The 26,122-nt window shown below is 36.6% G+C and carries 19 protein-coding genes; 5 read left to right on the top strand and 14 right to left on the bottom strand.

The window, feature by feature from the left end; genetic code table 11:
• Positions 1-171 precede the first annotated feature (171 nt).
• Positions 172-1,494 carry an MATE family efflux transporter gene (locus DXB63_RS02865; protein WP_122124879.1) on the bottom strand — a complete coding sequence of 441 codons (1,323 nt, stop codon included), beginning with the start codon at positions 1,492-1,494 and terminating at the stop codon, positions 172-174.
• 358 nt (positions 1,495-1,852) lie between these two features.
• Between DXB63_RS02865 and DXB63_RS02860 the strand changes: the two genes are divergently transcribed.
• Entirely contained in the window at positions 1,853-4,075 is a 2,223-nt protein-coding gene (locus tag DXB63_RS02860; RefSeq protein WP_122124878.1) for a tetratricopeptide repeat protein, read from the top strand.
• Positions 4,076-4,128: 53 nt separating this feature from the next.
• Here the strand turns inward: DXB63_RS02860 and DXB63_RS02855 are convergent, their stop codons facing one another.
• From DXB63_RS02855 to DXB63_RS02845, 3 genes are all read right to left on the bottom strand, one after another.
• Entirely contained in the window at positions 4,129-4,716 is a 588-nt protein-coding gene (locus DXB63_RS02855) for a SagB/ThcOx family dehydrogenase (RefSeq protein ID WP_122124982.1), read from the bottom strand.
• Between the two features lie 252 nt (positions 4,717-4,968).
• Positions 4,969-5,523, bottom strand: coding sequence for an NADH peroxidase (locus tag DXB63_RS02850; protein ID WP_122124877.1), 555 nt, complete (start codon positions 5,521-5,523; stop codon positions 4,969-4,971).
• A 33-nt stretch (positions 5,524-5,556) separates the two neighbouring features.
• Positions 5,557-5,967, bottom strand: a complete 411-nt coding sequence (locus tag DXB63_RS02845; RefSeq protein WP_122124876.1) for a Fur family transcriptional regulator — start codon at positions 5,965-5,967, stop codon at positions 5,557-5,559.
• Between the two features lie 216 nt (positions 5,968-6,183).
• Between DXB63_RS02845 and DXB63_RS02840 the strand changes: the two genes are divergently transcribed.
• Positions 6,184-8,106, top strand: coding sequence for an NAD(+) synthase (locus DXB63_RS02840; protein ID WP_122124875.1), 1,923 nt, complete (start codon positions 6,184-6,186; stop codon positions 8,104-8,106).
• Between the two features lie 220 nt (positions 8,107-8,326).
• A complete protein-coding gene (locus DXB63_RS02835) occupies positions 8,327-10,210 on the top strand; it encodes an LruC domain-containing protein (RefSeq protein ID WP_122124874.1) in 1,884 nt (627 codons plus the stop codon).
• Between the two features lie 615 nt (positions 10,211-10,825).
• Here the strand turns inward: DXB63_RS02835 and DXB63_RS02830 are convergent.
• The 10 genes from DXB63_RS02830 to DXB63_RS02785 all read right to left on the bottom strand — a co-directional run bounded on the left by DXB63_RS02830 (position 10,826) and on the right by DXB63_RS02785 (position 23,923).
• Positions 10,826-12,073, bottom strand: a complete 1,248-nt coding sequence (locus DXB63_RS02830; RefSeq protein ID WP_199604149.1) for a T9SS-dependent choice-of-anchor J family protein — start codon at positions 12,071-12,073, stop codon at positions 10,826-10,828.
• Entirely contained in the window at positions 12,054-14,705 is a 2,652-nt protein-coding gene (locus DXB63_RS02825) for a choice-of-anchor J domain-containing protein (protein WP_147332247.1), read from the bottom strand. The genes DXB63_RS02830 and DXB63_RS02825 overlap by 20 nt, the downstream gene beginning before the upstream one ends.
• A 107-nt stretch (positions 14,706-14,812) precedes the next feature.
• A complete protein-coding gene (gene hisB, locus DXB63_RS02820; RefSeq protein ID WP_122124871.1) occupies positions 14,813-15,934 on the bottom strand; it encodes a bifunctional histidinol-phosphatase/imidazoleglycerol-phosphate dehydratase HisB in 1,122 nt (373 codons plus the stop codon).
• A 6-nt stretch (positions 15,935-15,940) separates the two neighbouring features.
• Positions 15,941-16,984 (bottom strand): histidinol-phosphate transaminase, encoded by a 1,044-nt coding sequence (gene hisC / locus DXB63_RS02815; protein ID WP_122124870.1) that lies wholly within the window; start codon positions 16,982-16,984, stop codon positions 15,941-15,943.
• 17 nt (positions 16,985-17,001) lie between these two features.
• A complete protein-coding gene (hisD, locus tag DXB63_RS02810) occupies positions 17,002-18,297 on the bottom strand; it encodes a histidinol dehydrogenase (RefSeq protein ID WP_122124869.1) in 1,296 nt (431 codons plus the stop codon).
• A 7-nt stretch (positions 18,298-18,304) separates the two neighbouring features.
• Positions 18,305-19,156: an ATP phosphoribosyltransferase gene (gene hisG, locus DXB63_RS02805; protein WP_122124868.1), complete on the bottom strand. Its 852-nt coding sequence runs from the start codon at positions 19,154-19,156 to the stop codon at positions 18,305-18,307.
• 253 nt (positions 19,157-19,409) lie between these two features.
• Positions 19,410-19,916: a PaaI family thioesterase gene (locus DXB63_RS02800; protein WP_122124867.1), complete on the bottom strand. Its 507-nt coding sequence runs from the start codon at positions 19,914-19,916 to the stop codon at positions 19,410-19,412.
• Between the two features lie 15 nt (positions 19,917-19,931).
• Positions 19,932-21,464 carry a hypothetical protein gene (locus DXB63_RS02795; protein ID WP_122124866.1) on the bottom strand — a complete coding sequence of 511 codons (1,533 nt, stop codon included), beginning with the start codon at positions 21,462-21,464 and terminating at the stop codon, positions 19,932-19,934.
• A gap of 115 nt (positions 21,465-21,579) precedes the next feature.
• The gene (locus DXB63_RS02790) at positions 21,580-23,598 is read right to left on the bottom strand and encodes a protein-disulfide reductase DsbD (RefSeq protein ID WP_122124981.1); all 2,019 of its coding nucleotides are present in this window, start codon (positions 23,596-23,598) and stop codon (positions 21,580-21,582) included.
• A 25-nt stretch (positions 23,599-23,623) separates the two neighbouring features.
• The gene (locus DXB63_RS02785; protein WP_122124865.1) at positions 23,624-23,923 is read right to left on the bottom strand and encodes a Dabb family protein; all 300 of its coding nucleotides are present in this window, start codon (positions 23,921-23,923) and stop codon (positions 23,624-23,626) included.
• A gap of 88 nt (positions 23,924-24,011) precedes the next feature.
• Here DXB63_RS02785 and udk point away from each other — a divergent pair, with 88 nt between their 5' ends.
• Both udk and DXB63_RS02775 read left to right on the top strand, forming a co-directional pair.
• Complete coding sequence (udk, locus tag DXB63_RS02780; RefSeq protein WP_122124864.1) at positions 24,012-24,629, top strand: uridine kinase; 618 nt, start codon at positions 24,012-24,014, stop codon at positions 24,627-24,629.
• 7 nt (positions 24,630-24,636) lie between these two features.
• Entirely contained in the window at positions 24,637-26,025 is a 1,389-nt protein-coding gene (locus DXB63_RS02775; protein ID WP_122124863.1) for a transglycosylase SLT domain-containing protein, read from the top strand.
• Positions 26,026-26,122 lie beyond the last annotated feature (97 nt).

The raw sequence follows: 26,122 nt of genomic DNA, 5'->3' as shown, positions 1-26,122 counted from the left end.
AAAACCATAATACTATAGATAGAGCGGTATGACTGATTAGTAGCTGGACAAACTATGAAGTAACAAAACATAATAATTATTACTTCAGGAATTTTATACAATAAGATTCCTGAAGTGATAAAAAGAGTCTCTTTTTAATAAAAAGACCGATTGTAAATGCAGCTAAAACTTTTATATCTTCTTGTTCCGCCAATCACCACGTTTTAGATAAATGTAACTTGTTACAAACAACAATGTATAATACAATATCTCAATGGTAAAGCAAATAGCAATAGGAGCTTTTATATACATGCCTATGAAAACAATATAAGAGACATAAAATACTAAAGTAATCATTTCCAAATATAATGCAGCCTGCGTATTACCTGTCCCGGAAATACCATTGAAATAAACATTTGCAAGGGAAGCCACCAACATCGCCACACATATTACATAAACAGAAGGCACAGCTTGTCGGATCAGTTCTGCCTCATTGGTATAAACCGAAAGTATAGCTTGAGGAAACAAGGATGCAACTACTACACAAACAAACATAATCATAAACGACATCTTTGCAATCTTGCGAATGATAACAAGAACATTTCCGGTTCCTTCCCGTCCGATAGCATTACTCACCAGCGTATTGGAAGTAGTCGCAAGTGAATTTACGGGAATCAACATCATAATATAGATACTTCTCACAATATTGGCTATAGCAAGCTCACGTTGCCCTAAACGTTCTACGGCGACAAAGAATACAAACCATGTCCCCATTGCCAAGAAATACTGCAACATCGTAAAGCAGGAAATATTCAGGATACGCAACAATAATTGCGGATCGAACGAACGGAAATGGTTCAGTCCGTACTTCCTGAAATCAACAGTGATATAAGTATAGATAAAAAAGAAAAGTATGGAACTGGCTTCGGCTATGACAGAAGCTATCGCCGCACCTTTTACTCCCATCTCCGGGAAACCGAACTTACCGAATACAAAGATATAATCCAGTATGATATTGGTAATAGCCATCACTACTGCATTGATCGTCAATACTTTTGTACGGGTGATACCTATATACAGAGCACGAAACATTACATTAACAAAAGAGAAAAAGAAGCCGAAGATACGCCAGTCCAGAAACTCCATTGTAGCATCCAATATCTTATCGGATGAAATCATAACGCCCATGATGGGCTGTGCAAACGCTTTTGAAAAGCCGAACAACATGGTGGCCATCACCAATAGAAAGAAAACACCCTGAATCATTACGGGCCCCACATCAGCATAGCGTCCTTCACCATTACGCCGAGCGATAACAATCTGGGAACCTGTACTGAACCCGAAAGCTATTGTAAAGATACAAATATAAAACAGTCCACCCATTGCAGCAGCTCCAAGTTCAACTTCACCGACTCTTCCCAGAAAAGCCGTATCGGTAACGTTGATAACATTTTGTGCCAGCAAACTTAGAAAAATGGGGTAACTGACATTCCAAATCTGTCTGTTGGTATACATAAAAATAGATGGTCTAGGATTTTAACGGGACAAAGATAGCTATTAAAACTGATCGGGCAAAGATTAAACAAAACATGAATCACCTTATATTTTCAAAAGACATAAAAACGTTTGAAAACAAAGATACGGTCGATCAAAAACAAACGTACGGTCCTTTGTTCACAAACTCCTATCGTTTGCAAACAATCGACCGTATGATAAAAGTATGTAATAGGTAAAAGCCCCACAACTATAGTTCTTTTAGACTTGATTTTAGAAAAAAGGAGTATGACCGATAAACATTAGTATATTTTAAGTCGTAGTATGCTGATATTTCTTTAACTTTGTTTGTTATAAATGGAAAAAGAATTCAATAACGATGAACGAAAGCATTATAAACAAACAATACAAAGAAATTATCAACCTGCTGGATAAACGAAGTTTCAGAGAAGCATTACAAGCAATCGAACTATTGATTTTCGATACACAGGATTGGGAGCTCCGCAGTTCCTTTGAAGAAATATATACCTCTTATCAGTATATGTTACAATATATGCGCCAGGGATCTATCGATCCTGACCGGGACAAGTTATACAATAAACTTCTTTCTACGGCTTATCAGATAGCCGACAAAGCAAGGATTCTAAAACTAACGCCCTCCTCCACAGAATTTTATTTTGACCGCATCCGCTATTATAAACTAATTCCTCTCCGTTCTTTGCCTGAGCTTCAGTTGGAACTGGAAACATATACAGAAGATATAGCTGTGGAGCATCTACTGACCAATGATGCTAATCAAGAAATGAAACTTGATTCTATCCGCAGACGTCACGAACAGGCCTACTCCGAACTATTCTATCGGACATGGTTGTCTGATAAATGGACTGAAACGGATGAAGAAGAAGCCCGTAATTTTCTGACATCTTTACTAGTTCAGATTAATGATTTATCGCTTTTTATCAGTGCTATAACCCTAAGCCTGATGGAATATTTCGATATACGAAAATTTATGCTTTTATTCGATGCTTATCAACATTCATCTAACGAAGTCAACCAACGTGCGTTGGTAGGAATCGCATTAATTGTCTTTATGTATGATGAAAGACTTTCCATCTATCCTGAGGTTGCCGCTCGTATAAATCTGTTGAATGAAGATACCAATTTTTCAAACGAAATGAACCGCATTCAAATTCAGCTATTACGAAGTAGAGAGACAAAAAAGATTGATAAGAAAATGCGTGAGGAAATTATTCCCGAGATGATGAGAAATGTCAATATAAGCCGTAAACTGGATATTGATGACAATGATGAAGAAAATGCTTCAGATGACCAAAATCCCGACTGGGAAGATTGGATGGAACGCTCCGGAATGAATGACAAACTAAAAGAAATGAGCGAATTACAGATGGAAGGGGCAGATGTATATATGAGCACATTCGCTCAACTAAAAACATATCCTTTTTTCCATGATATGGCCAATTGGTTTTATCCGTTCGATGCACAACATTCATCCGTAGTACGGGCATTTTCCACTACTGCAAACAAAAGAAATATTTTATTGGATAGCATTCTGCAATCGGGGTTCTTCTGTAATTCAGATAAATACTCTTTCTGTCTGACTATCACACAAATACCACCCAATCAGCGTGAAATGATGACACAACAGTTTGAAGCACAGAATGAGGCACTTAGCGAAGCTAAACACTATGAAAAGATGTTGGCTTATTCTCAAAGAACGGAAACCATTAGCAATCAATATATCCAGGATTTATACCGCTTCTTTAAGATATATCCGCGCAGACATGAATTCAGGGATTTATTTGAGGAATCATTGAATCTACAATATTGCAAAACACTAAAAGACACATTCAACAATGTGGAACATATGTTTACACTTGCCGGATACTTTTTCGCTAAAGATTATTTATTAGAAGCACTCATGCTTTATCAGGATATAATCAAGGAAACAGAAGGAAATGCAGAGATATATCAAAAAATAGGATACTGCTTCCAAAAAAACAAAAATTACTCCAAAGCTATCGAAGCTTATTTACAGGCAGACTTACTAAAACCGGACAATGTATGGACAAACCGTCACCTGGCTATCAGTTATCGTCAATCCGGACAATATGACAAAGCGTTGGAGTATTATAAAAAAGTAGAAGCAGCTCAATCCGAGAATCTTACAGTAATATTACAGATAGGACTTTGTCTGGCTGAATTAAAACAATACGACGAAGCTCTTGCCTATTTTTTCAAGTTGGAATATCTGGATAATGAATCCATAAAATCACAGCGTGCCATTGCATGGTGTTCATTTGTGACCAGGAAATTTGAACAGGCTATGAAATATTATTCTAAGATATTGGAAAAGAAGCCTCAAATGCAGGATTACTTAAATGCGGGACACGTAGCATGGATTACCGGGAATATAAATACTGCCGTACAGAGATATGCTATTGCCCTAACGTTATCAGATAAAACTGTATTTATTAACCAATTCGATAAAGACAAAGAAATATTATTAAAATTGGGAATTAATAAGAATGACTTCCCATTAATGATAGATTTAATCAAATATAGTGCAGATAGCTTGGAATAAAAGAAAAAAGGGTGTTACAAAGTATATACTTTACAACACCCTAATTTTTATTACTACTCTTTAGTATAACCAACAGGATGATTCATCAATGGTATTTGAGAATCTGTAAGTACTAATGATTTCTTCAAACTTTCAGCATCCATAGAAGCACGGGGAACAGTCTCAAGTCCGACTGACGCACAAAACAATGAAATATTTTCCGAAACAATTCCGGCATCCATCGCTCCCATTAATGTTTTGCGCTGAACATCTTCACCAGGAAAACGTGAAATATCACTTACCAGTACAACAGATACAGGAGCTTCTTTCACAAAATCCTGTCCTCCGGCAACAGCCGGTCTCAAATCCTCAGTAGTTATCCGCTTCAAACTATTTTCTTTGGCATCATATAAATAAGCTCCGTCTTTCATGCAAACGTATATATCTATATCTTGCGCATTTACTGCCGAAGGAGCAGTTCGTTTACCCAATTCCGGCCGATTGATACCATTTGCTGCCCACAACAAATCGGATAAATCAGATAGTCCTAACTCTTTATCACCATATTCACGAACCGACTTACGTATATTTAGAGCCTTCATCACGTTTACCCCCCTCTCCAGATCAGGAGTACTCAATTTTATCACTTCTTGATTTTCCATAATTTTATCCTCTTTGACTTCTTTCGTATTATTCTTGTTAGATGAATTTTCTGCGCAAGCAGAAACAAGTATCCCTACCGCCAATACTAAAAAAAATACAGTCTTAAATGTTCTCATACGTTTATCTTTTTAATTAATGTGATGTAAATATAACGCTGAATATCCTCAAATAGTGCCAATTATAATATTTTTTCACAAAAAAAGTCCACACAATACGTGCAGACTTTTTCTATAACCAAGAACAAAAAATGATTATTCGCTGAAATATCTATTATATAATCCTTCAAAACCCTTTCCGTGACGAGCTTCGTCTTTACACATTTCATGAACGGTATCATGGATTGCATCAAGATTCAGTGCTTTAGCACGTGTAGCTATACGTTTTTTATCTTCGCAAGCACCTTGCTCTGCATCTTTACGTTTCTGAAGGTTTGTTTTTGTATCCCATACACAGTCACCTAAAAGTTCCGCAAACTTGGCAGCATGTTCGGCTTCTTCCCAAGCATATCTTTTGAAAGCTTCCGCAACTTCAGGATAACCTTCACGATCAGCCTGACGACTCATAGCCAAGTACATACCAACTTCTGTGCATTCACCCATAAAATGATTATTCAAATCTTTAATCATCTCTTCGTCACAACCTTTAGCAACACCGATAACATGTTCGTCAGCAAAAGCCATCGGACCATCTTCTGTTTCAACAACTTCTACAAATTTGCTAGCCGGAGCTTTACAAAGAGGACATTTTTCAGGAGCAGCATCACCTTCATGAACGTAACCACATACAGTACATCTAAACTTTTTCATAATCTTCTTTAATTTTAATCGTTAGTCAATATTTTATTTTTCCAAACAGTTCTTACAAGTTCCTTTATAATAATAATGAAGTTCATCTACAGAATGCCCCTCTATATTTGATTCTAAAGTTTCTTTCATAGGTTCAGAAATAGGTAAATCATAAATCTTGCCGCATCTTTTACACAAAAAATGGGCATGCAACGAAGTATCACCATCAAAACAAACATTCTTTTCATCAATAGTCAACATCTGCGCTGCACCTTGTTCGGCAAATAGCTTCAATGTGTTATAAACAGTTGTCTTTGAAAGAGTAGGCATATCTCCGGAAAGAGCCGAATAAATTTCCTCAACCGACGGATGCGTCCTATGTTTCAATAAATAATCCATTACAGCTATCCGTTGCACAGATGGTTTAATATTATAGCCAATCAAATGATTATAAACGTTTATCATTATCCTATCTTCTCCAAATTTGTATTTATTACAATATTATAACGAGTGCGAAGATAGGAAGATATTTTATAAAAACAAATAATTGAAGTCCTTTTTATATATTTTAATCATACCCAAATATCCAACCCCCATATTCATAAAAAGAAATTATGGAGAACGATGAGGAGGTTTAACAATAATAGCTATTTTTGCAACTATATCTAAAATAAAAAGAAGATGAACTACGGTTTTGTAAAAGCAGCAACAGCAATACCTTCTGTAAAAGTAGCTGATTGCAAATATAATGCAGAGCGCATTGAGAGCTTAATAACAATAGCTGAAGGAAAGGGTGTGCAAATCATTGTATTTCCGGAATTATGTGTCACAGCCTATACTTGTGGTGATCTATTTGCTCAGCAATTATTGCTACAGGAAGCAGAAATGGCTTTACTTCAAATCATGAGTAATACCCGCCAACTCGATATTATATCTATTGTCGGTATGCCGGTAACTTTCAATTCCACTTTACTGAACACGGCAGTAGTTATTCAAAAAGGCAAGATATTGGGTATCGTACCCAAAACATATTTGCCTAATTACAAAGAATTTTATGAAATGCGTTGGTTCAGCTCCGCACTCAATATACAAGAAGATACCGTTAGAATATGTGGCCAGTTAGTACCGATCAGTTCTAACCTATTATTTGATACACCGGATACTTGTTTTGGTATTGAAATTTGTGAAGATATGTGGGCACCCATCCCTCCCAGTTCAACACTGGCTCTTAAAGGTGCTGAGATTATTTTCAATCTTTCCGCAGATAACGAAGGCATAGGTAAACATTCTTATTTGCGTTCTCTCATCAGTCAACAATCGGCGCGTACTCTTTCAGGATATGTATTTTCCTCTTGTGGATTCGGAGAGTCAACCACGGATGTCGTATTTGCAGGCAACGGATTAATTTATGAAAACGGTACATTATTGGCTGCGTCGGAACGTTTCTGTTTGGAAGAACAGTTAATTATCAGTGAAATAGATATAGAACGTATTCGTACAGAAAGGCGCATAAACACGACCTTTGCTGCTAATGCTGCTAATTGTTCTGAAACCAAAGCAATACGTCTCAGCACAGAGATGGTCAACAAAAAAGAGTTTGAATTAACACGTACAATAAAACCGCTTCCTTTTGTCCCCTCTGATACCGGATTGAACGAACGCTGTGAGGAGATTTTCTCTATACAAGTATCAGGACTTGCAAAACGACTGATACACACCAACTGTAAAACGACAATAATCGGTATTTCCGGAGGGTTAGATTCTACTTTAGCATTATTAGTTTGCGTCAAAACTTTCGATAAACTAAAATTAGATAGAAAAGGTATCATAGGAATCACTATGCCGGGATTTGGTACTACAGACAGAACCTACCACAATGCACTTGATCTGATGAAATCCCTAGGTGTAACCATTAAAGAAATCAGCATTAAAGATGCATGTATCCAACACTTTAAAGATTTAGAGCATGATATCAATGTACATGATGTGACATACGAAAACTCTCAAGCACGCGAACGTACACAAATCCTCATGGACTTTGCCAATCAAGTAAACGGAATTGTTATCGGTACAGGAGATTTATCTGAATTGGCATTGGGTTGGGCTACCTACAATGGTGATCACATGTCAAATTACGGAGTCAACGGAAGTATTCCTAAAACGCTTGTAAAGTATCTGGTGAAATGGGTTGCATATAATAACGTAGATGAACAATCACGTAATACATTACTCGACATCGTAGATACTCCAATCAGTCCGGAACTAATCCCGGCAGATAATAATGGAAATATCAAACAAAAAACAGAAGACTTAGTCGGTCCATATGAATTACATGATTTTTTCCTCTACTATTTTCTGCGCTTTGGTTTTCGTCCCGCCAAAATATTTTTCTTAGCCAACAAAGCATTTAACGGTAGTTATGACGAAGAAACAATTAAGAAATGGTTGATTACTTTCTTCCGACGTTTCTTTAGTCAACAGTTCAAAAGGTCTTGTCTGCCGGACGGTCCCAAAGTAGGTATTTCCCTAAGTCCTAGAGGCGACTGGAGAATGCCTAGTGATGCGTCTTCAGCTATTTGGCTACAAGAATGTGAAAACTTATAAAATCAATAAAGAGACAAATGGTCTCAATTTTAAAGATTCAATTTGTAGGCAGATAATTTACCTTACTCTGTTTAAGACAAAAAAGATAATATAATTATTATGCATTATTCCAAACCGTTGAATATTAGAACAAAAAGAATCAGAATATCTGTTTTTTATGCTGCGTTTTTACCTATTAAGTAAATATTAATATCTTTGCAAAATACAAATTGCATTCCTTATGAAAATTAAAATCTGGATCATCTGTTTATCCGCTTTATGTGTATCTTGCCTGTCTAATGTCGATGATATTTACAAAGGCGGGAAAGAAGAAGAAAAAATAGACAAAGAAGACTTTTTCAACTTTACTACAACTCAGGCAAATCAACTCATAATTGATTACGGGATGAAAATGCCAACTGTATTCTCATTGTATGACGAGTATCCTTTAGAATTAATTGACAATACTTGGGAATTAAAAAAAATCGCCCCCATTTATTCATCTATAACAGATGAGGATGGAAAGTTCTCTTCCAAAGTTGTTTTCCCTGCTTATTTAAAAGAGGTATGGTTAGTAAGTGAAAACGTATTGGTTGCCTCTCCTATTAAATTAGAATTAAATGCTGAAGGACTAATTTTCAATTACAATAATTATAAAGCAAAATTGGTCACAAAAGCACATTCACGAGCCGTAATCGATGGCATAACATATCCGGATGGTTATGACAGATTGGGCAATTGGGATGCAAATGGAATTCCCAATTATTTGATGCCGCAAAATGAAACACAAAACATACCAAATGCTTTTCTCAAAAGATGTAATTCATTGATAGAAACTACCATATATTCAATGCTTCTTGAAAAGTTCCCTGAATATCGCGCCAAAGAAGGTGAAACGAATGATATGGTAATAACCAAGCCTACAGGTTTGGTAGCTACATATTTTGCGATTTCTTCCACTAGCTGGGAAGATATGGTTGCTTATTATACATATAAAAAAGGAGAAAGTATAGATATAGCTACTGTAAAGAAAACAATATTAATTCCCCGTTCCAGTAAAAATATGCCAGAATCATTAATCGGCAGACAAATAAAACTGAAATATTGGAATCCGGAAACAGAAACATACGAGGATGAATTTCCAGAAGGGACTCACATCGGCTGGGTCCTATTAGGACAGGGATTTGGACTAAATTCTCCACAAGTAACTCGATATTCTAATCCCGAATACAATAAGGATCGGCAACAACGCTCCATCTTATTAAGTGATCCGGAGCTTGATAACTATTTCTTTATGTGTATGGAAGATAATACTGATATGCGTTTTAATGATGTGCAATTTGCCATTACTTCTGACGTTACTTCTTCTATAGAACCAACTCCTTCTATACCTCCCTTTGTAAGTAAAGACGAGACATCTTATGCAATCAAAGGATCATTAGCATTTGAAGATAATTGGCCTTATCAAGGGGATTACGACATGAATGATGTCGTAATTTACTATTCAAGCACTATGGTAACCTCCATTTCAGGCTATAATAAAGGTAATTTGGTACGTACCACTACAACTTTTACTCCTGTAAACAATGGCGCAACTTTCACAAATGGTTTTGGAATTCAATTGGATGACGTAAAAAGGAAAGACATAAGTTCAATAACCGTAAGCAGTGAAGGAAATACAATCAGCAGTGAATTTGCATCCGAATATGAGAAACCTGTTGTAATTCTGTTTTCTGATATAAAATATGTTTTAAATAAGCCTATAACAGTGGCAATAGAATATGCTCCGTTTGTGGCGAACAATGAAAAGGTACAACCACCTTATAATCCGTTTATTTTTGTTAATACACCTTCTCGCGAAGTACATTTATCCGGGTATCTGCCTACAAATAAAGCTGATAACAGTTTGCGTGGAAAAGGAAGCGATTTAAAAATAGATGATAATGGTAATGTAATGTACTATATATCGAAAGACAATATGCCTTTTGCTATCCATCTTGCTAACCAACAATTTATATGGTCGCCAGAAACGACGCCTATCAATCAGTTCTATCCATCTTTTGAATCATGGAGAAAATCTAAAGGAACAACTGATAACGACTGGTATCTGCATCCGGTAAAATAAAAGTCTCATGCTAAACCTGATGTAGTGCAATCACAAGCAACGGCTCTCTTTTTTGTATGTTCCCAGATTAACCGTCGCCTATAAGTTTCATCCTTCAGCTTGTCCAATTCTATATTGATACTGAATGAATTAGCCTGAATGATTCCATCCTTCAGGGTATTACTTAACACTTATCATCGGCTGAATCTTTTTTATGATAAAGGTTCAGTATAATCCACTGATAACCAAGCAATAATTCACGAACTGAAGGATTGAAGGATAAGTGAGAACAATTTGTTTTTTATACTGTTTTTCACTTGTGAATTAGTAAAGTTACCTATGGAGTCTGCAAGAATCTGCCTGATGTTTGAAATAAACACCTTGATGTTTTTTAAAATCATCAGGTTGTTTAAAAAAAACATAAGGACGTTTGTAGATAAAGGTACGGTCGATTATCTACAAACTCCTATCGTTTGCATGCAACCGACTGTATGTTGATAGAGAGACTTATGACTTTACGAAAAAGTTATTTAGGCCTATCCACTATAAATATCGGGTAAGCCTAAATCCCTGATTAAAGAAAAGGCAGAGAATCTTCACCCTCTGCCTTTGAATCAGCAATTATATTTCAATAATTTACTCACGTATTAATTTAATAGTATAGTGATTTTCATTTTCATCAATCACACAAACTTGATACAATCCTTTTGGTAAAGAAGTTACATTAACAGGAACTCTAGTACTATAAAGTTCATTATCACTGATCAACAAACGACCTTGTATATCAAAAATCTGATAAGATGTTACAGGAATTTCCGAAACAATCTCACAATAACCATCAGAAGGATTCGGCTGTATAAGCAAATTCATTATCTCAACTTTCTGATTCGAAGAGGTTATAGAACCTTCACAACCACTAAAAGTCAAATTGTCAACTAATAAGGCATATTTCATTCTGCTTACATGATGTACGGCTATCCAAATATTTTGCCCTATATAGTCTCCCAAAGAATAAGTATAAGTATCCCATTGAGTAGTTGTATGACAAACTTCAGGAGTTAGCCTTTCAAAATCAGTAACAGACGGCAACCCGTCAGTAGTAGCTACTTCAATATAAAAATCAGCAATATCCGAAGAAGTCGAACGAACATCACGGGCTAACATTGAAAATGCAGCATCATCTGCTATTACCTTGACTTTTGGGGAAATAAGCCAATCATCACATGTGTCAGAATTCACTGACATAAATAGTCCATAACGTTTTCCTCCTTCTTCTGCAACTTTAAATGACTTAGATTCTGTCAAAGCAGGAACCGTTATATCCGGATTAAAAGCCAGTAGAGCAACCGGTTCGCCAACAAAAGGATAAGTGTAATTTCCTATTTGATAGGGAATGCCTTTATCACCATCAACAGAAATCCACTCTTTATTCTGACTCGTCACAAACGTTAGATTCTCAAAATCATCACAACTTTCAAAATCCAAATCATTATCACCAGACCGAACAGCATCGAAAATATATACATTATTATCTAAATTTGCATCACCAGCCAACTCTGCTTTTATAATTACCTCATATTTTCCAAAAGCAGACATATTAATCTTTTTATTAAACACATATTCTGAAGATGCTAATGGTTCGATTCTTGCCTCTACTTTTTCAGATACAGTATTACCACCATTTACCTGATAAGATAATATATAGGAATCAATAGGCGCTGTTCCGTTATTCTTAACAAATACTTTAATTGTTGTCAAATTATTCAAAGGAACTACAGCCACCGCTTTATCTACTAAAATGTCATTTGCATTAATTGGAGTGATATTGATATCATCAATACAGAAATCTCCCATATCGGCAATACTAGTAATATGCCAACCCATATAATACACAGCATCCTTTTGGGGAGTAAAAATTTGCGTTACCTCCCCCCCATTTCTTATCAATACCAGCATACTCTTTTTCTCCAACTATTTCAGACATACCTTCAGGAGTTTGATCTAAACCAATAGCAACGTTCCACTTATTCACTTTATCGTTATCCATATTCAAGACATAATATGTTAACTTATAAGATTGTTCTGCCTTCAAATTTAGAGCTTTAGAATATACCCAATGGTTTGCCGCATTAATTGCAGAAGCTTTATATCCCATAGATTGATTGCCAGTATGAGCTATTTTAGTTACAGGAACAATCCAACCTTGATTATCTGCACTCACATCATTAGAAACATTCCAACCAAACAGTTCTTCAGTCTCACTCTCTTCAAATCCCATTTTAAAAGGTATATCCGCAGGTTTTACATGATAAGTAAAAGCTATCTTCGTTGTATCGTTATATTGAACAAAATCACCATCCAAATCAACCCATACTCTTACAGCGTGTAAACCGAATTCACTAAAATCAACACCATTCTTTAACTGATATTGAAAACTCTCTCCGGGTAAAATTTCATGCAGCACTTCTTCTGCTGCCTGTGTTTTGTAGGACGTTTGAGCTGTTACTTTAAATTTATCAAAAGGTTTTAATCCCTTATTCTCTATTACAACAGAAACCTGTGAATGACCATCTAACTTATCCGAAGGAAGTGGAATATAAAGATCCGTCAAACTTGCATCATATTCCGGAGTAAATTGGACTGAAACATTATCAATCTTCAGCGTTGCATAAGTATCGGTAGTCGTAGTATGCCAACCTAAATAATAATCTCCCGACTCTTCAATCTGAATACTTATAGAGACCTCTTCCCATGAGTTTTTATCATAATCTTTAAATTCTTCTAATAGCCGAGTAAACGAGGAAGGTTCAGCAGTAGGGCTAATAGCTATAGAATAATTATGCTTGCTATAACCCGCATTCACATTATATTTTAGTAAATATAAACCTTTTTCCATATGAATAGCAGGAGAAATTAACCAATCATCTGCAATACCAGCTGAAAAACCTCCTGTCTTACATTGAGCAAATGCTCCGGAAAGTGCTCCATATCCTGTACCGATGCTCCATCCATAACTATCATTATGGTTTACAATTTTCCAAAAATCCACATCATCTGTCGGTTCAAACCCTGAGGTATAAGGAATAGAAGCCACCCCTTGAATTAAAATCCGGTCAGATATTGCCTCCAGTCCTTCTACATTCCCAGCCAAAGCTGTTACTTTATATGAGTATCCTCCTAATTTAGTTAGAGTCTCCGTAAAAGACATTTCTGTTTGTTTTTCGGAAATAAGTTGCTCTACGGTTCCTTGCACTCGATATATATTATAAGTAAGATGATTAAAATCAACATATCCACCATTAACAGACTCAGTTGGAGCCTTCCAAGTCAGATTAATCGTTTTTTCATTTTGAGTAATATTCAATTCTTTCACGGCTTTAGGCTGATCATAGCCGGAAAAAGCCTCCACGAAAGCCGGAAAGCCAACCCCTTCATTATTATAAGGAACCAATTTATACAATTGATTACCGGATTTATCTATTTCATCAATATATTCTGCATTCCCACCTACTAATGTTGTCTTTACATCAGCTATCATTTCAGAAGTTCCCATTCTATAAATATAGATACCTGCCAAAGAAGATAAAGTCTCCTCACCAAATGTCTTTGATGGATTAACCCAATTTATTTTAACTTTAAACGGATCAGACACATCAACATTTGCTGTTAAAGAAGAAACTTTCTGCGGAAGCTTCTTATTAATATCCCGCTTAAAATATAAACCCGTAATTTGTGCATCCTCCCCCAAAGTTCCTAGCTTAGTGGGAACGCCCGTTTTATAGTCTATAGTAGTAAACCAACCATAATCCGGCGTTTGTTGTGCCCAATACAAATTATCAGAAATATCAAAAGTCATTGTTTGAAAGGAATTAATAACTGCTAATTTATGCTGCTCTCCTAACTGAGTTGCGATTCCTGTGTTTTTATCAATCTTATAAAAACAACGATATTCTGACATCGCATATAATTCTCCTTTGCTATTACAAGCCAACGTAACCAACGCACCACCTTTCAAATTATCACCAACATCACCTATGATCTTATATTTACCGGTTTCCACATCAATAATACATAAATTGGCTTTCGCCAATCTCTCTGTATTTTCTTCTAGTTCAACCAATCCATACATAGTATTCGTTGTATAATCATAAGCCATATCATGCATATAATAAGGAATAGTCTCCTTTTCCGCTAATTTATTATAATTGGAGGCATCATAAATATTATAAGATGAAGGATATAAGCTTCCATAGTCATCTGCTTCAACCATATAAGCATACAGTTTCCCATCAAAACATTCAGCTGCAGAAATTTGAGGATCACTTACGCTTATTTTTTTCTCCATCTTAATATTAGTCCAATCATCGACAGTGAAAGAAACGAAGCCAAAATTCCCTTTTTTATCTCCCATCTGATAACCATAAATACGAGATTCAGATTCTCCCTGAGCTCTCAATAAGGATTGAAACATCCCTATTAACACGAACATTACAAATAAAAGACAATTCTTTTTCATAAGGCCCTCCTTTTTAAAGTTAACATAAAACAAATATAACTATATTTTAATTAATTTAAAAAGTAAAGTATTCTTTTTATAAAGAAATATTTTTTAATGCAATTTACTCAGAGCCGCCCTTTACTCGAAGGCACTTCATATTTATATATATCACGTTTTATAGCCATCTTTATAGCTCGGGCAAGCGCTTTGAATATACCTTCAATCTTATGATGTTCATTTTCTCCCTCAGCTTTAATATTCAAATTCATTTTTGCAGAATCACTCAATGATTTAAAAAAATGAAGAAACATCTCTGTTGGCATATCGCCTATCTTTTCCCGCTTAAATTCAGCATTCCAAACTAACCATGGACGACCACCGAAATCCAAACATACTTGACAAAGACAATCATCCATTGGAAGACAATAACCGTAACGCTCTATCCCCCGCTTATCTCCTAACGCTTTATATAGGCACTCTCCTAATGCTATGGCTGTATCTTCAATTGTATGATGCTCATCCACATCCAAATCTCCTTTTACATGAATAACCAAATCAATACCGGCATGTTTGCCAATCTGTTCCAACATATGATTAAAAAAGCCCAAGTCTGTTGTAATATCACATTTTCCCGTGCCATCTAAATTCAGAGAAACAGATATATCCGTTTCTTTGGTCGTACGCTGAACCTGTGCCATACGTTCTCCGGCGAAAAGAAATTCTGTTATTTTATCCCAATCAGTAGTGGCAAGAACACATATATCTTCCAGATTCTTACCCCTCAACTCCTCTTCATTCTTTTGCAAGAGAATTGCCTTACAGCCTAAGTTCTTTGCTAATTCTACATCCGTAGAACGGTCACCGATTACAAAAGAGTTCGCTAAATCATACTCCTCACTTTCGAGATACTTGGTCAACATTCCTGTGCAAGGTTTACGTGTCGGTGCATTGTCTTCAGGAAAACTCCGGTCAATTAAAATCTCATCAAATACAATTCCTTCTCCTTCAAATGTCTTCAACATTTTATTATGTGCAGGCCAAAAAGTTTCCTCCGGAAAAGAAGAAGTACCCAGTCCATCTTGATTAGTCACCATAACAAATTCAAAATCAAGTTTATCTCTAATAAAACCGAGATTACGAAAAACTTTCGGATAAAACTCTAATTTCTCCAGCGAATCAAGTTGATAGTCTATAGGAGGTTCAATAACTAAAGTACCGTCACGGTCTATAAAAAGAACTTTCTTCATAAGGCATTATAATTTATCATATTGTTGCAAAGCTTCGATTAATCGAGTATTTTCCAATGTGGTACCGACTGTTATTCTTAGACAATCTTTGCAAAGAGTTACATTCGAACGATTACGAACAATGATACCCTCCTTTACTAAATAGTCATATACCTTTTTTGCATTGGTAACTCTCGCAAGAAAGAAATTAGCATCTGTTGGATAAATATGTACACAACAGTTCAATGCATTGAAATCTTCCATAAGTGAAGTACGCTCTTCTATCAGAATTTTCACCCATCGCTCTACTTCATAATACCTGTGAAGCATTTCCAGAGCTTGTTTTTGTGTAAGAAGATTTACATTATACGGATATTTAATCTTGCTGAATATACTTATTATTTCAGGTGAAGCAAAAGCCATACCCAAACGAATGGCAGCACATCCCCAAGCTTTAGAAAATGTTTGAAGAATGATCAGATTCGAATAATTATCTAATTTAGTTACAAAAGAAGGTTCTTTTGAGAAATCACTATATGCCTCATCCAAAACAACAAGCCCGTCAAATTGATTTAATAACTTTTCTATTTCCGATTTATGGAGGTTATTTCCCGTAGGATTATTAGGAGAACAAAGAAATATCAACTTCGTATGCTCATCTGTAGCATCCATCAATTCAGAAGCATTAAATTGAAATTCACTATTGAGTTTTATCTTTCGATATTCCACATTGTTAATGTCAGCACAAACCTGATACATTCCATAAGTAGGATCAATAGCAACAACATTATCTATAGCGGGTTCGCAAAAAGCACGATATACCAGATCGATAGCTTCATCACTTCCGTTTCCCAGAAATATATTTTCTTCATGTACCTTTTTTATTTTCGCCAATGCCATCTTGACCTCTCTTTGTAACGGATCAGGATAGCGATTATGGGGCTTATTATATGGATTCTCATTTGCATCCAAAAACACGGATGCCTCTACCCCTTGATACTCATCCCTAGCCGAAGAATATGGTTTCAAGTTCCAAATATTTTTTCGGGTTAATTCTTGCAATGTCTTCATTATCTATTTTTATTAGATTATACTTTTCTTGTTTTTAAATACTGCAAACGTACACTTACTGCATTCCGATGTGCATCAAGCAACTCATTTGCAGCCATCACTTCAATGACCGGACCTATCGCTTCAATGCCCTGGCGGGTTATTTCCTGAAAAGTAATCTTACGGATAAAACTATCGAGACTAACTCCGCTATAAGCTTTCGCATATCCATTAGTGGGGAGTGTATGATTAGTTCCGGAAGCATAATCCCCCGCACTTTCAGGAGAATATGCCCCCAAGAATACCGAACCTGCATTAACGATTCTATCAGCAATTTTCATATAATCTTCAGCCTCTATTATTAAGTGTTCCGGAGCATATTCATTGGTCATGTCAATGGCTTCATCAATAGAACGAGCCAAAATCAATTTACTATTACTCAACGACTGTTCTGCAATATCCTTACGGGAAAGATTAACAAGTTGCCGTTCTACTTCCCCGATCACACATTGCAATAGTTCGGAGGAAGTCGTTATCAAAATAGCTTGACTATCCACTCCATGCTCTGCCTGTGATAACAAATCGGCAGCTACAAAAACCGGATTGGCAGAAACATCAGCCAAAACTTCTACTTCGGAAGGACCGGCAGGCATATCAATTGCAACATCGTGCAAACTAACAAGTTGTTTTGCAGCTGTGACATATTGATTACCCGGTCCAAATATCTTATAAACCTTAGGAATACTTTCAGTACCATAAGCCATCGCCCCAATTGCCTGCACTCCTCCCGCTTTAAAGATTTTACTAACACCCGCCATACAAGCAGCATAAAGAATAGCCGGATGAACTTTACCTTCCCGATTAGGAGGAGTACAAAGCACAATTTCTTTACAGCCGGCGATGCGTGCAGGAATTGCCAACATCAATACGGTAGAAAATAACGGTGCTGTGCCACCCGGTATGTATAGTCCGACCTTTTCAATAGCAACTGCCTTTTGCCAACAGGTTACCCCGCTTGTTGTTTCTACTTTCTTTCCTTCAAAATGTTGCGCAGCATGAAATCTCTCTATATTTTTTTGGGCTGATAATATAGCTTGCTTCAAATCATCACTAAGTAATTCTTCTGCTTCTTTCAATTCTTTTTCAGAAACAGAGAGACAGTCAAGCTGGACTCTATCAAACATCACTTCACATTCCAATACTGCTTTATCACCACCATCCCTTATTTTATCCAATATACCGCGAACTGTTTCTGTCAAATCCACAGCATTTAATGAAGGACGTTTCAATATTTCCTTCCATTGAGACTTATCCGGATATTCTATTATTTTCATAAGGCTATCAAATTATCATTTTTTCAATCGGCAAAACCAAAATACCCTCTGCTCCCAATGACTTTAACTTGCCGATAATCTCCCAAAAACATTTTTCATTCAAAACAGTATGTACCGAACACCAACCTTCTTGCGCTAGAGGCATTACTGTCGGGCTCTTCATTCCAGGTAATACAGCAATAATATCTTCTAACTTATCTTTAGGAGCATTCATCAAAACATATTTCTTATCTTCAGCCGTTTTCACAGCATCCATACGAAATAGCAACTCATTCAAAACTTCTTTCTTTTCAGAATTCATATTCTTGTTACCAATCAGCAATGCCTCCGACTTCATCACGACCTCTACTTCTTTCAGGCGATTGCCAACCAAAGTGGAACCCGAACTGACAATGTCGAAGATAGCATCAGCCAAACCAATCCCCGGTGCTACCTCCACAGAACCGGTAATCACGTGAACCTCGGCATCAATGCCATTGTTTCTCATAAATTCATTCAAAATAACAGGATAAGAGGTAGCTACTTTTTTACCCTGAAACCAAGAAAGCCCGGTATATTCAATATCTTTAGGCATAGCCAGAGAAAGCCGACATTTACTAAATCCCAAACGTTTAATGATTTCAGCATCTTCTTGTTTTTCTACAAATTCATTTTCACCGACAATCCCTAAATCGGCAACTCCCGTAGCTACTGACTGGGGAATATCATCATCACGAAGAAATAAAACTTCAATCGGAAAGTTTGATGATTGTACCAATAAAGTACGTTTTGTTGTACTCAACTTAATATCCGACTCTTCCAACAATGCCATTGTTTCCTCAAACAACCGCCCTTTCGCCTGTACTGCAATTCTAAGCATATCTTTTTACCATTTAAATAATTATTCCAAATACAAAAAAAGGCTTACCTCATCGGCAAGCCCCATTTATATCATTCTATACAAAATCATACACGCCCACCGAGTTATTCGTCAGGATAATGATGATGATGTGTAGTAGTTCTAATCATAACTTATAATCTTTAATTCGACAAATGTAAATCATATAATTGATATAAGCAAACATTTATCACAAATAATTATTCAAATCAATAAATTTGTTATTATTATAAGGCTATTTGATAATATTCCCGTTATCTAATCGATATTCTCCATCCTCTACATCACAAGAAACAAAATGCATTTCTTCACGTGCCTTTTCCGGAGAAAAAGTAAAATACGTACATACAGCTTTCGTGCAAAGTTCACCTGCAGAATTATACAGGCAAGCCTCTATCAGAGCCAAGTTCCTACGTTGCTCCTGCAAGCACGCACGCAAAATCAAGAAGGATTCTTCTGTATTTATAGATTTCATAAAACGTGTTTCCATCTTAGATGTAACTCCTCCTGTCTGCAGTTTCCTAAATACCACCCACCCACATATTTCATCTAGTAAGACCGACTGCACACCTCCATGCAAAGTATTAATCCATCCCTGAAATTTCGATTCAGGTCTCCACACACTGACTATTTCGTCTCCATCTTCGTAGAACTCCATTTTAACACCGGCTTCATTATGCGGAGCACAACCAAAGCAGTTATAACCATCCATTCCTCTCCAAGGATTTATTATCTTCTTCATATTTATATCTTATTGCTAATTTTCATAATATGTATATACGCGTTCTTCATATACCGTAGCTATATCATCTACAAATTTAATTCTTTTCTTCCAGTTTCCTTGTTCGTCATTATAAAACTTATACTTATAGCTGACAACAACACTACCCGGATTACAGGTAGTTCCGGAAACAACTTGTCCGGAAGTTGCATATTTATAAGAACAATTACTCTGTAAAGTTCCTGACGGTAAATAAACGGATTCCAATTCTACCTTTCCCTGAAAATTATAAATGCGCATCACCTTATTATATATAACATCTTCTTTAGGATGAATAGGAGAACTTCTTTCAACCAATTGTCCATAGGCATTATACAGATTGTCAAACTCTAAAAAGAGATTGCCCGATTTGTCATAAGTCAATTCTTTCACCAAATTACCCTCCGCATCATATTTATAAGCAGTTTTACTTTTAGGAATATCATTCATGTCATAAACAGACTTATATCTAAGGACCTTATCTTTCCCATATAAATAAACAGCATATCCATCCCGACTTCCATCCCGTCTAAAATAAACTTCTTTCATCAGAGTTCCATCCGGGTCATATTCTTTCTTTATCGTTTTCTGCACGATCCCGGCATCCGAATAAAGTGTTTCCGAAATAATTTTTCCATTCCTATTAAAGTCATAATCCACAAACATTCCTTTTTTATCTCCACGCAAAATCTCCTTGCCACGAGGAATCGCTACATAAGAAGTTTGACGAACTGATTTTACCTTACCTTTCAGCGTTAACAGTTCCCAATCCGTATCATTAAAACCATAGTCAATATCACGTTTAACAATATATTCTTTCTCTCCATCCGTATATTCATCCCTGACAATCCAATTCCCAAACGCATCATACTGATACTGATAAGTTCGGGTCATTCTTTGTTCTTCAGTCTCTCCAGTAGATTTCTCCAAAACGACCTCATTCCTATCATTATATTTACTTATTAAGCGTCCAAGTATACGACCAGTAGAAGCTTTTACCACACATTCTTTCGTATGCGCGTCATCATTATATTTATAAGTCCGCGTTTCTATCAACTCATTTTGCCTTGTTGTCTTTCGCTCCGAAATTAATCTCTGCTTTTCATCATATTTCCAAAAGAGCATATATCCGGAAGTTAAAAGTGTATCAATAAAAAATGATTGAACAGATACCTGATCTATTTTTCCATTATTACCGTATTTATACTCCGTTGTAGAAGATAATTCAGCATCTTTATTATAGGTCTGAATCTTGACAAGCCTATCCTCTTCATCATAATAAAATATTCTTTTAGCTTCTACCAAGGTCTCACCATCAATCTTGTACTCAGCAATTTTATTACCATTAGGATTAAATCTCTCATAAACGACATGATCTACCACCGCACCCGGTTTCCAAACCGTATCCTCCAACACAGCCTCATAAACGGTTGTTTTTATAGACCTAAAGTTTGGTTTCTTTCCCAAATCCTCCGCAAAAGCAGAAAACACACTTAATACAATAAAAAATATAAAAATGACATTTTTCATACGTCCTTAATCAAATATGACATTCAAAGATATACATTATTCCCTAAAAACAAAAGATGCAAGTCCGGCATTTACCGAACCCGCATCTTTTTTATCGCTTATTGAAACTATATTCTTACTTCTTCTCTGCTTTATAATTATCCAGACCGGTCTGCAAGAATTTGATATATTTATCGACATTCTCATCAAAAGCGTATGATTTAGTCAACGGCATACCTTCATTATTTAAAAGTACATAGAACGGTTGTGCGTTTGCTCCGAATTTACTACGTTGCAAATAACTCCACTTATCTCCTATTGTACGTAAAGTACGTTCCGTTCCATTCTCCATTACCTTCATTGGCTCCGGCAAAGCAGTCTTATCATCCACAAAGAGCTGAATCAATACATAATCATTCTGCATAATATCCGCAACTTTAGTATCCGTCCATACAGCCAATTCCATCTTACGGCAGTTCACACAACCATATCCTGTAAAGTCTATCATTGCAGGCTTGCCAACACGTTTTGCATAAGCCATACCTGCATCGTAATCATCAAACTGCGCGTGTACCTCATTGGTATAAAGATTAAAATCCTGTGTATTCATCGGTGGAGCAAACGCACTTACCGCTTTCAACGGTGCTCCCCACAAACCCGGAATCATATAAATAGCAAATGCCAATGAAATCAACGCCATGAAAAAACGGGTGACAGAAACTTTATTATTATCATCATCATGCGGGAATTTAATCTTACCAAGCAAATATAATCCCAACAAGCCAAAAATGACAATCCATAGAGCAAGGAATGTTTCGCGATCAAGAATACCCCAACCATAAGCAAGATCGGCAACAGAAAGGAATTTCAAAGCAAAAGCAAGTTCTAAGAAACCTAAAACGACTTTGATTACATTCATCCAACCGCCTGACTTAGGCATTGACTTCAGCCAAGAAGGAAACATCGCAAAAAGTGTAAACGGCAATGCCAACGCCAAAGCAAACCCAAGCATACCGATAGCCGGGCCAACGACACTTCCAGTCGTAGAAACTTCTACAAGCAGGAATCCTATAATAGGACCCGTACAAGAGAAAGAAACCAACGTCAATGTAAACGCCATTAAGAAAATGCTAAGCATTCCACTTGTAGCTTCCGCCTTACTATCTACTGCATTACTCCATTTTGATGGTAAAGTGATTTCAAATGCCCCAAAGAAAGATGCGGCAAAAACAATCAGCATCAAACAGAACAAGATATTAAACACGGCATTAGTAGACAATGCATTTAAAGCACTGGCACCAAATATCAATGTTACAGCTAAACCTAATACCAAATAAATTACAACGATAGAAGCTCCGTACAACCATGCGTCACGTATACCTTTCTTTTTGTCTTTAGTACGTTTCAAGAAAAAGCTCACCGTCATTGGAATAATAGGCCATACACAAGGAGTGAAAAGAGCAAGCAATCCACCAATAAATCCGGTAAACAAGATATAGATCCATGAACGTTCCTGTGACTGGGTATTAGTTCCTCCAAAAGCATTTAACTGACTGATTACCGGAGTCCACCAATTTGTTTCGCCATTAGCAGCAATAGTTGTATCATCTGCTTTGGCTAAAGCAACCGTATCCTCTTTCTGTTCTTCAACTTCTGTAGAAGACGCTGCTTCTGCTACCGGTTCTTCCACAGCACCGGCTTCTCCCTTACCGGAGAAATTGAAAGGGACTTGAGATGGAGGCAAACAACTCTCATCATTACAAGCACCATACTCCAAATATCCCTCTAAAGCATACTCCTTTCCTGTTATCTTTATTTTTTGAGCCAGCACTGCCGTACCTTCAAAAAAACGCAGATTCATTTCAAACATTTTATCATATTCTGTAGTAACTTTAGAGCGCGGAGTCAGTTTTCCCACTAATTGTGCCCCTTTAAGTACATCCGTATGGAAAGATGCAGATACAGGTCCGTCATCTCCCATATCAACAGAATACACATGCCAACCTTTATCTATTGTTGCTGAAAAAACAATCTCAGCTTCATTGCCTGATATCTTTTTCAACTCTGTTTTCCATTTTACAGGCTCCAATATCTGTGCCTGAGCACCAACTAAACAAAAGAGTAAAACGCTTAATAATATTGTTATTTTTTTCATCACTTTATTAATTTTCCCTAGTTCTTTAGAATTCATAATCTACACACGCACGGCTATCTTTTACATCTTTCAAAAGTCCTGAAGCAGCAACATGATCCGGATGTTTTGCATAAAAGTTCACATCCTCCAAAGAGTCAAACTCGCTATTCAAGGCAATATCAAAAGCCTCCTCCGGATTCATATTCAATCCGACTTCAATTTTTCTGATAACAGAAATTTTTGCAGGAAGAGCTTCAATAGCAGACTTAAAAGCATTCATCACATTAAGCTTTTCCTCCTCTGAAATTGATTTTTTCAGTTTAAATAATACAATGTGTTTAACCATAGGTTGTTTTTTGATTAATTTATTCTACATTTGTGAGTCATATGTGATACAAAAGTAATTTATTTATTTAATATATACTAGAAAATTCATGTTAATAATAGGGATAGCAGGCGGAACAGGTTCCGGAAAGACCACCGTCGTTCGTAAGATTATTGAAAGTCTTCCTGCCGGAGAAGTAGTATTATTGCCACAGGACTCTTATTATAAAGATAGTAGCCACGTACCTGTGGAAGAGAGGCAAAACATTAACTTTGATCACCCGGATGCATTCGAATGGAGTTTGCTATCCAAACACCTAGCTATGCTCAAAGAAGGAAAATGTATTGAACAACCTACTTATTCTTATCTAACTTGCACACGACAGCCGGAAACTATTCATATAGAGCCTCGTGACGTGGTTATCGTTGAAGGGATTCTCGCTTTATGTGATAAAAAGCTCCGTGGTCAAATGGATTTAAAAGTATTTGTCGATGCAGACCCGGATGAACGTCTGATTCGTGTAATCCAACGTGACGTGGTAGAACGAGGACGAACTGCAGAAGCTGTAATGGAAAGATATACCCGCGTTCTAAAACCGATGCATCTGCAATTTATCGAACCAACCAAACGGTATGCCGATCTTATCGTACCTCAAGGGGGAAATAATAAAGTCGCCATCGATATTCTTACCTTATTTATTGAAAAGAATTTAGGTATCAAGAAATAATGTTATAATGCACAAGACCACCCTCATATGCCTTTTAGCCCTTAGTATCTTATCTGCAACAGGTTGCAAAAATAAATCCGGCAGAATAGAAGAAGTGCAGGGTTATGACCTGCCTCAAATAAAAGACAGCGGAGAATTGGTCGTACTCACATTATACAGTTCTACTTCCTACTTTATTTATCGTGGTGAACCGATGGGATTCCAATACGAACTTAGCGAGCAATTTGCCAAATCACTAGGTGTAAAGTTACGTGTAGAAGTAGCTAAAAATGCAGAGGAGCTAATTCACAAACTACTTGCCGGAGAGGGAGATATGATTGCCTATAATCTTCCTGTCACAAAAGAGTGGAAAGACAGTCTGACATATTGCGGAGAAGACATCATTACCCATCAGGTTATTGTACAACGTAATGGCCGACAAGACAAACCTTTAACAGATGTCACACAACTTGTCGATAAAGATGTTTACGTTAAACCCGGAAAATATTATGAACGACTTGTCAATCTGAACGAGGAACTGGGAGGAGGCATACGTATCCATGAAGTAACAAGTGACAGTATCACTGTAGAAGATCTGATAACCCAAGTTGCACAGGGTAAAATAGCATATACGGTAGCGGATAATGACCTTGCACAATTAAATAAGACTTACTATCCTAATTTAAATACAAATCTTTCCATCAGTTTCGACCAACGTTCTTCATGGGCAGTCAGAAAAGACAGTCCGTTACTGGCAGCAGCGGCTAACAAATGGCATCAGGAGAATATGACTTCACCTGCTTATCAAGCCAGTACGAAACGTTATTTCGAAATCAGCAAGGCAATGCCTCATACCTCTATCCTTTCTGTTCGTGACGGGAAAATATCCCATTTCGACAACCTTTTTAAGAAATATGCCAAAGAAATCGGGTGGGACTGGCGTTTACTTGCTTCTCTGGCGTATACAGAATCCAATTTCGACACGACAGCCGTATCATGGGCAGGAGCTAAAGGATTGATGCAACTTATGCCAGCAACGGCACGAGCAATGGGAATACCTCCGGGCAAAGAGCAAAATCCGGAAGAAAGCATAAAAGCAGCCATCAAATATATTGCTTCGACCAATAAAAGCCTGAAGATGATCCCCGACGAAAAGGAACGTATTAATTTCATTCTAGCTTCTTATAACGCCGGATTGGGACACATTTATGATGCAATGGCTTTGGCAGAGAAATACGGAAAGAACAAGTTCGTATGGAAAGATAATGTAGAAAACTTCATCCTCTTGAAAAGTAACGAGGAATACTTCAGTGATCCTGTCTGTAAAAATGGTTATTTCCGTGGCATCGAAACCTACAACTTTGTAAGAGAAATCAACCAAAGACACGAATTCTATCGGAAAAAGATTAAAGGATAGCTAAATTGTTATCAGATTGTAACCTTATTTAGTAAATATCCCCATAAAATAAGGCTTTCCAATTCTATTTTACATTTTTAATGCATATATTTGTCGT

This window comes from Bacteroides sp. OM05-12 (assembly GCF_003438995.1).
In the GTDB taxonomy this organism is placed as follows: Bacteria; Bacteroidota; Bacteroidia; order Bacteroidales; family Bacteroidaceae; genus Bacteroides.
This window is presented reverse-complemented; position numbering and strand designations above follow the sequence as displayed.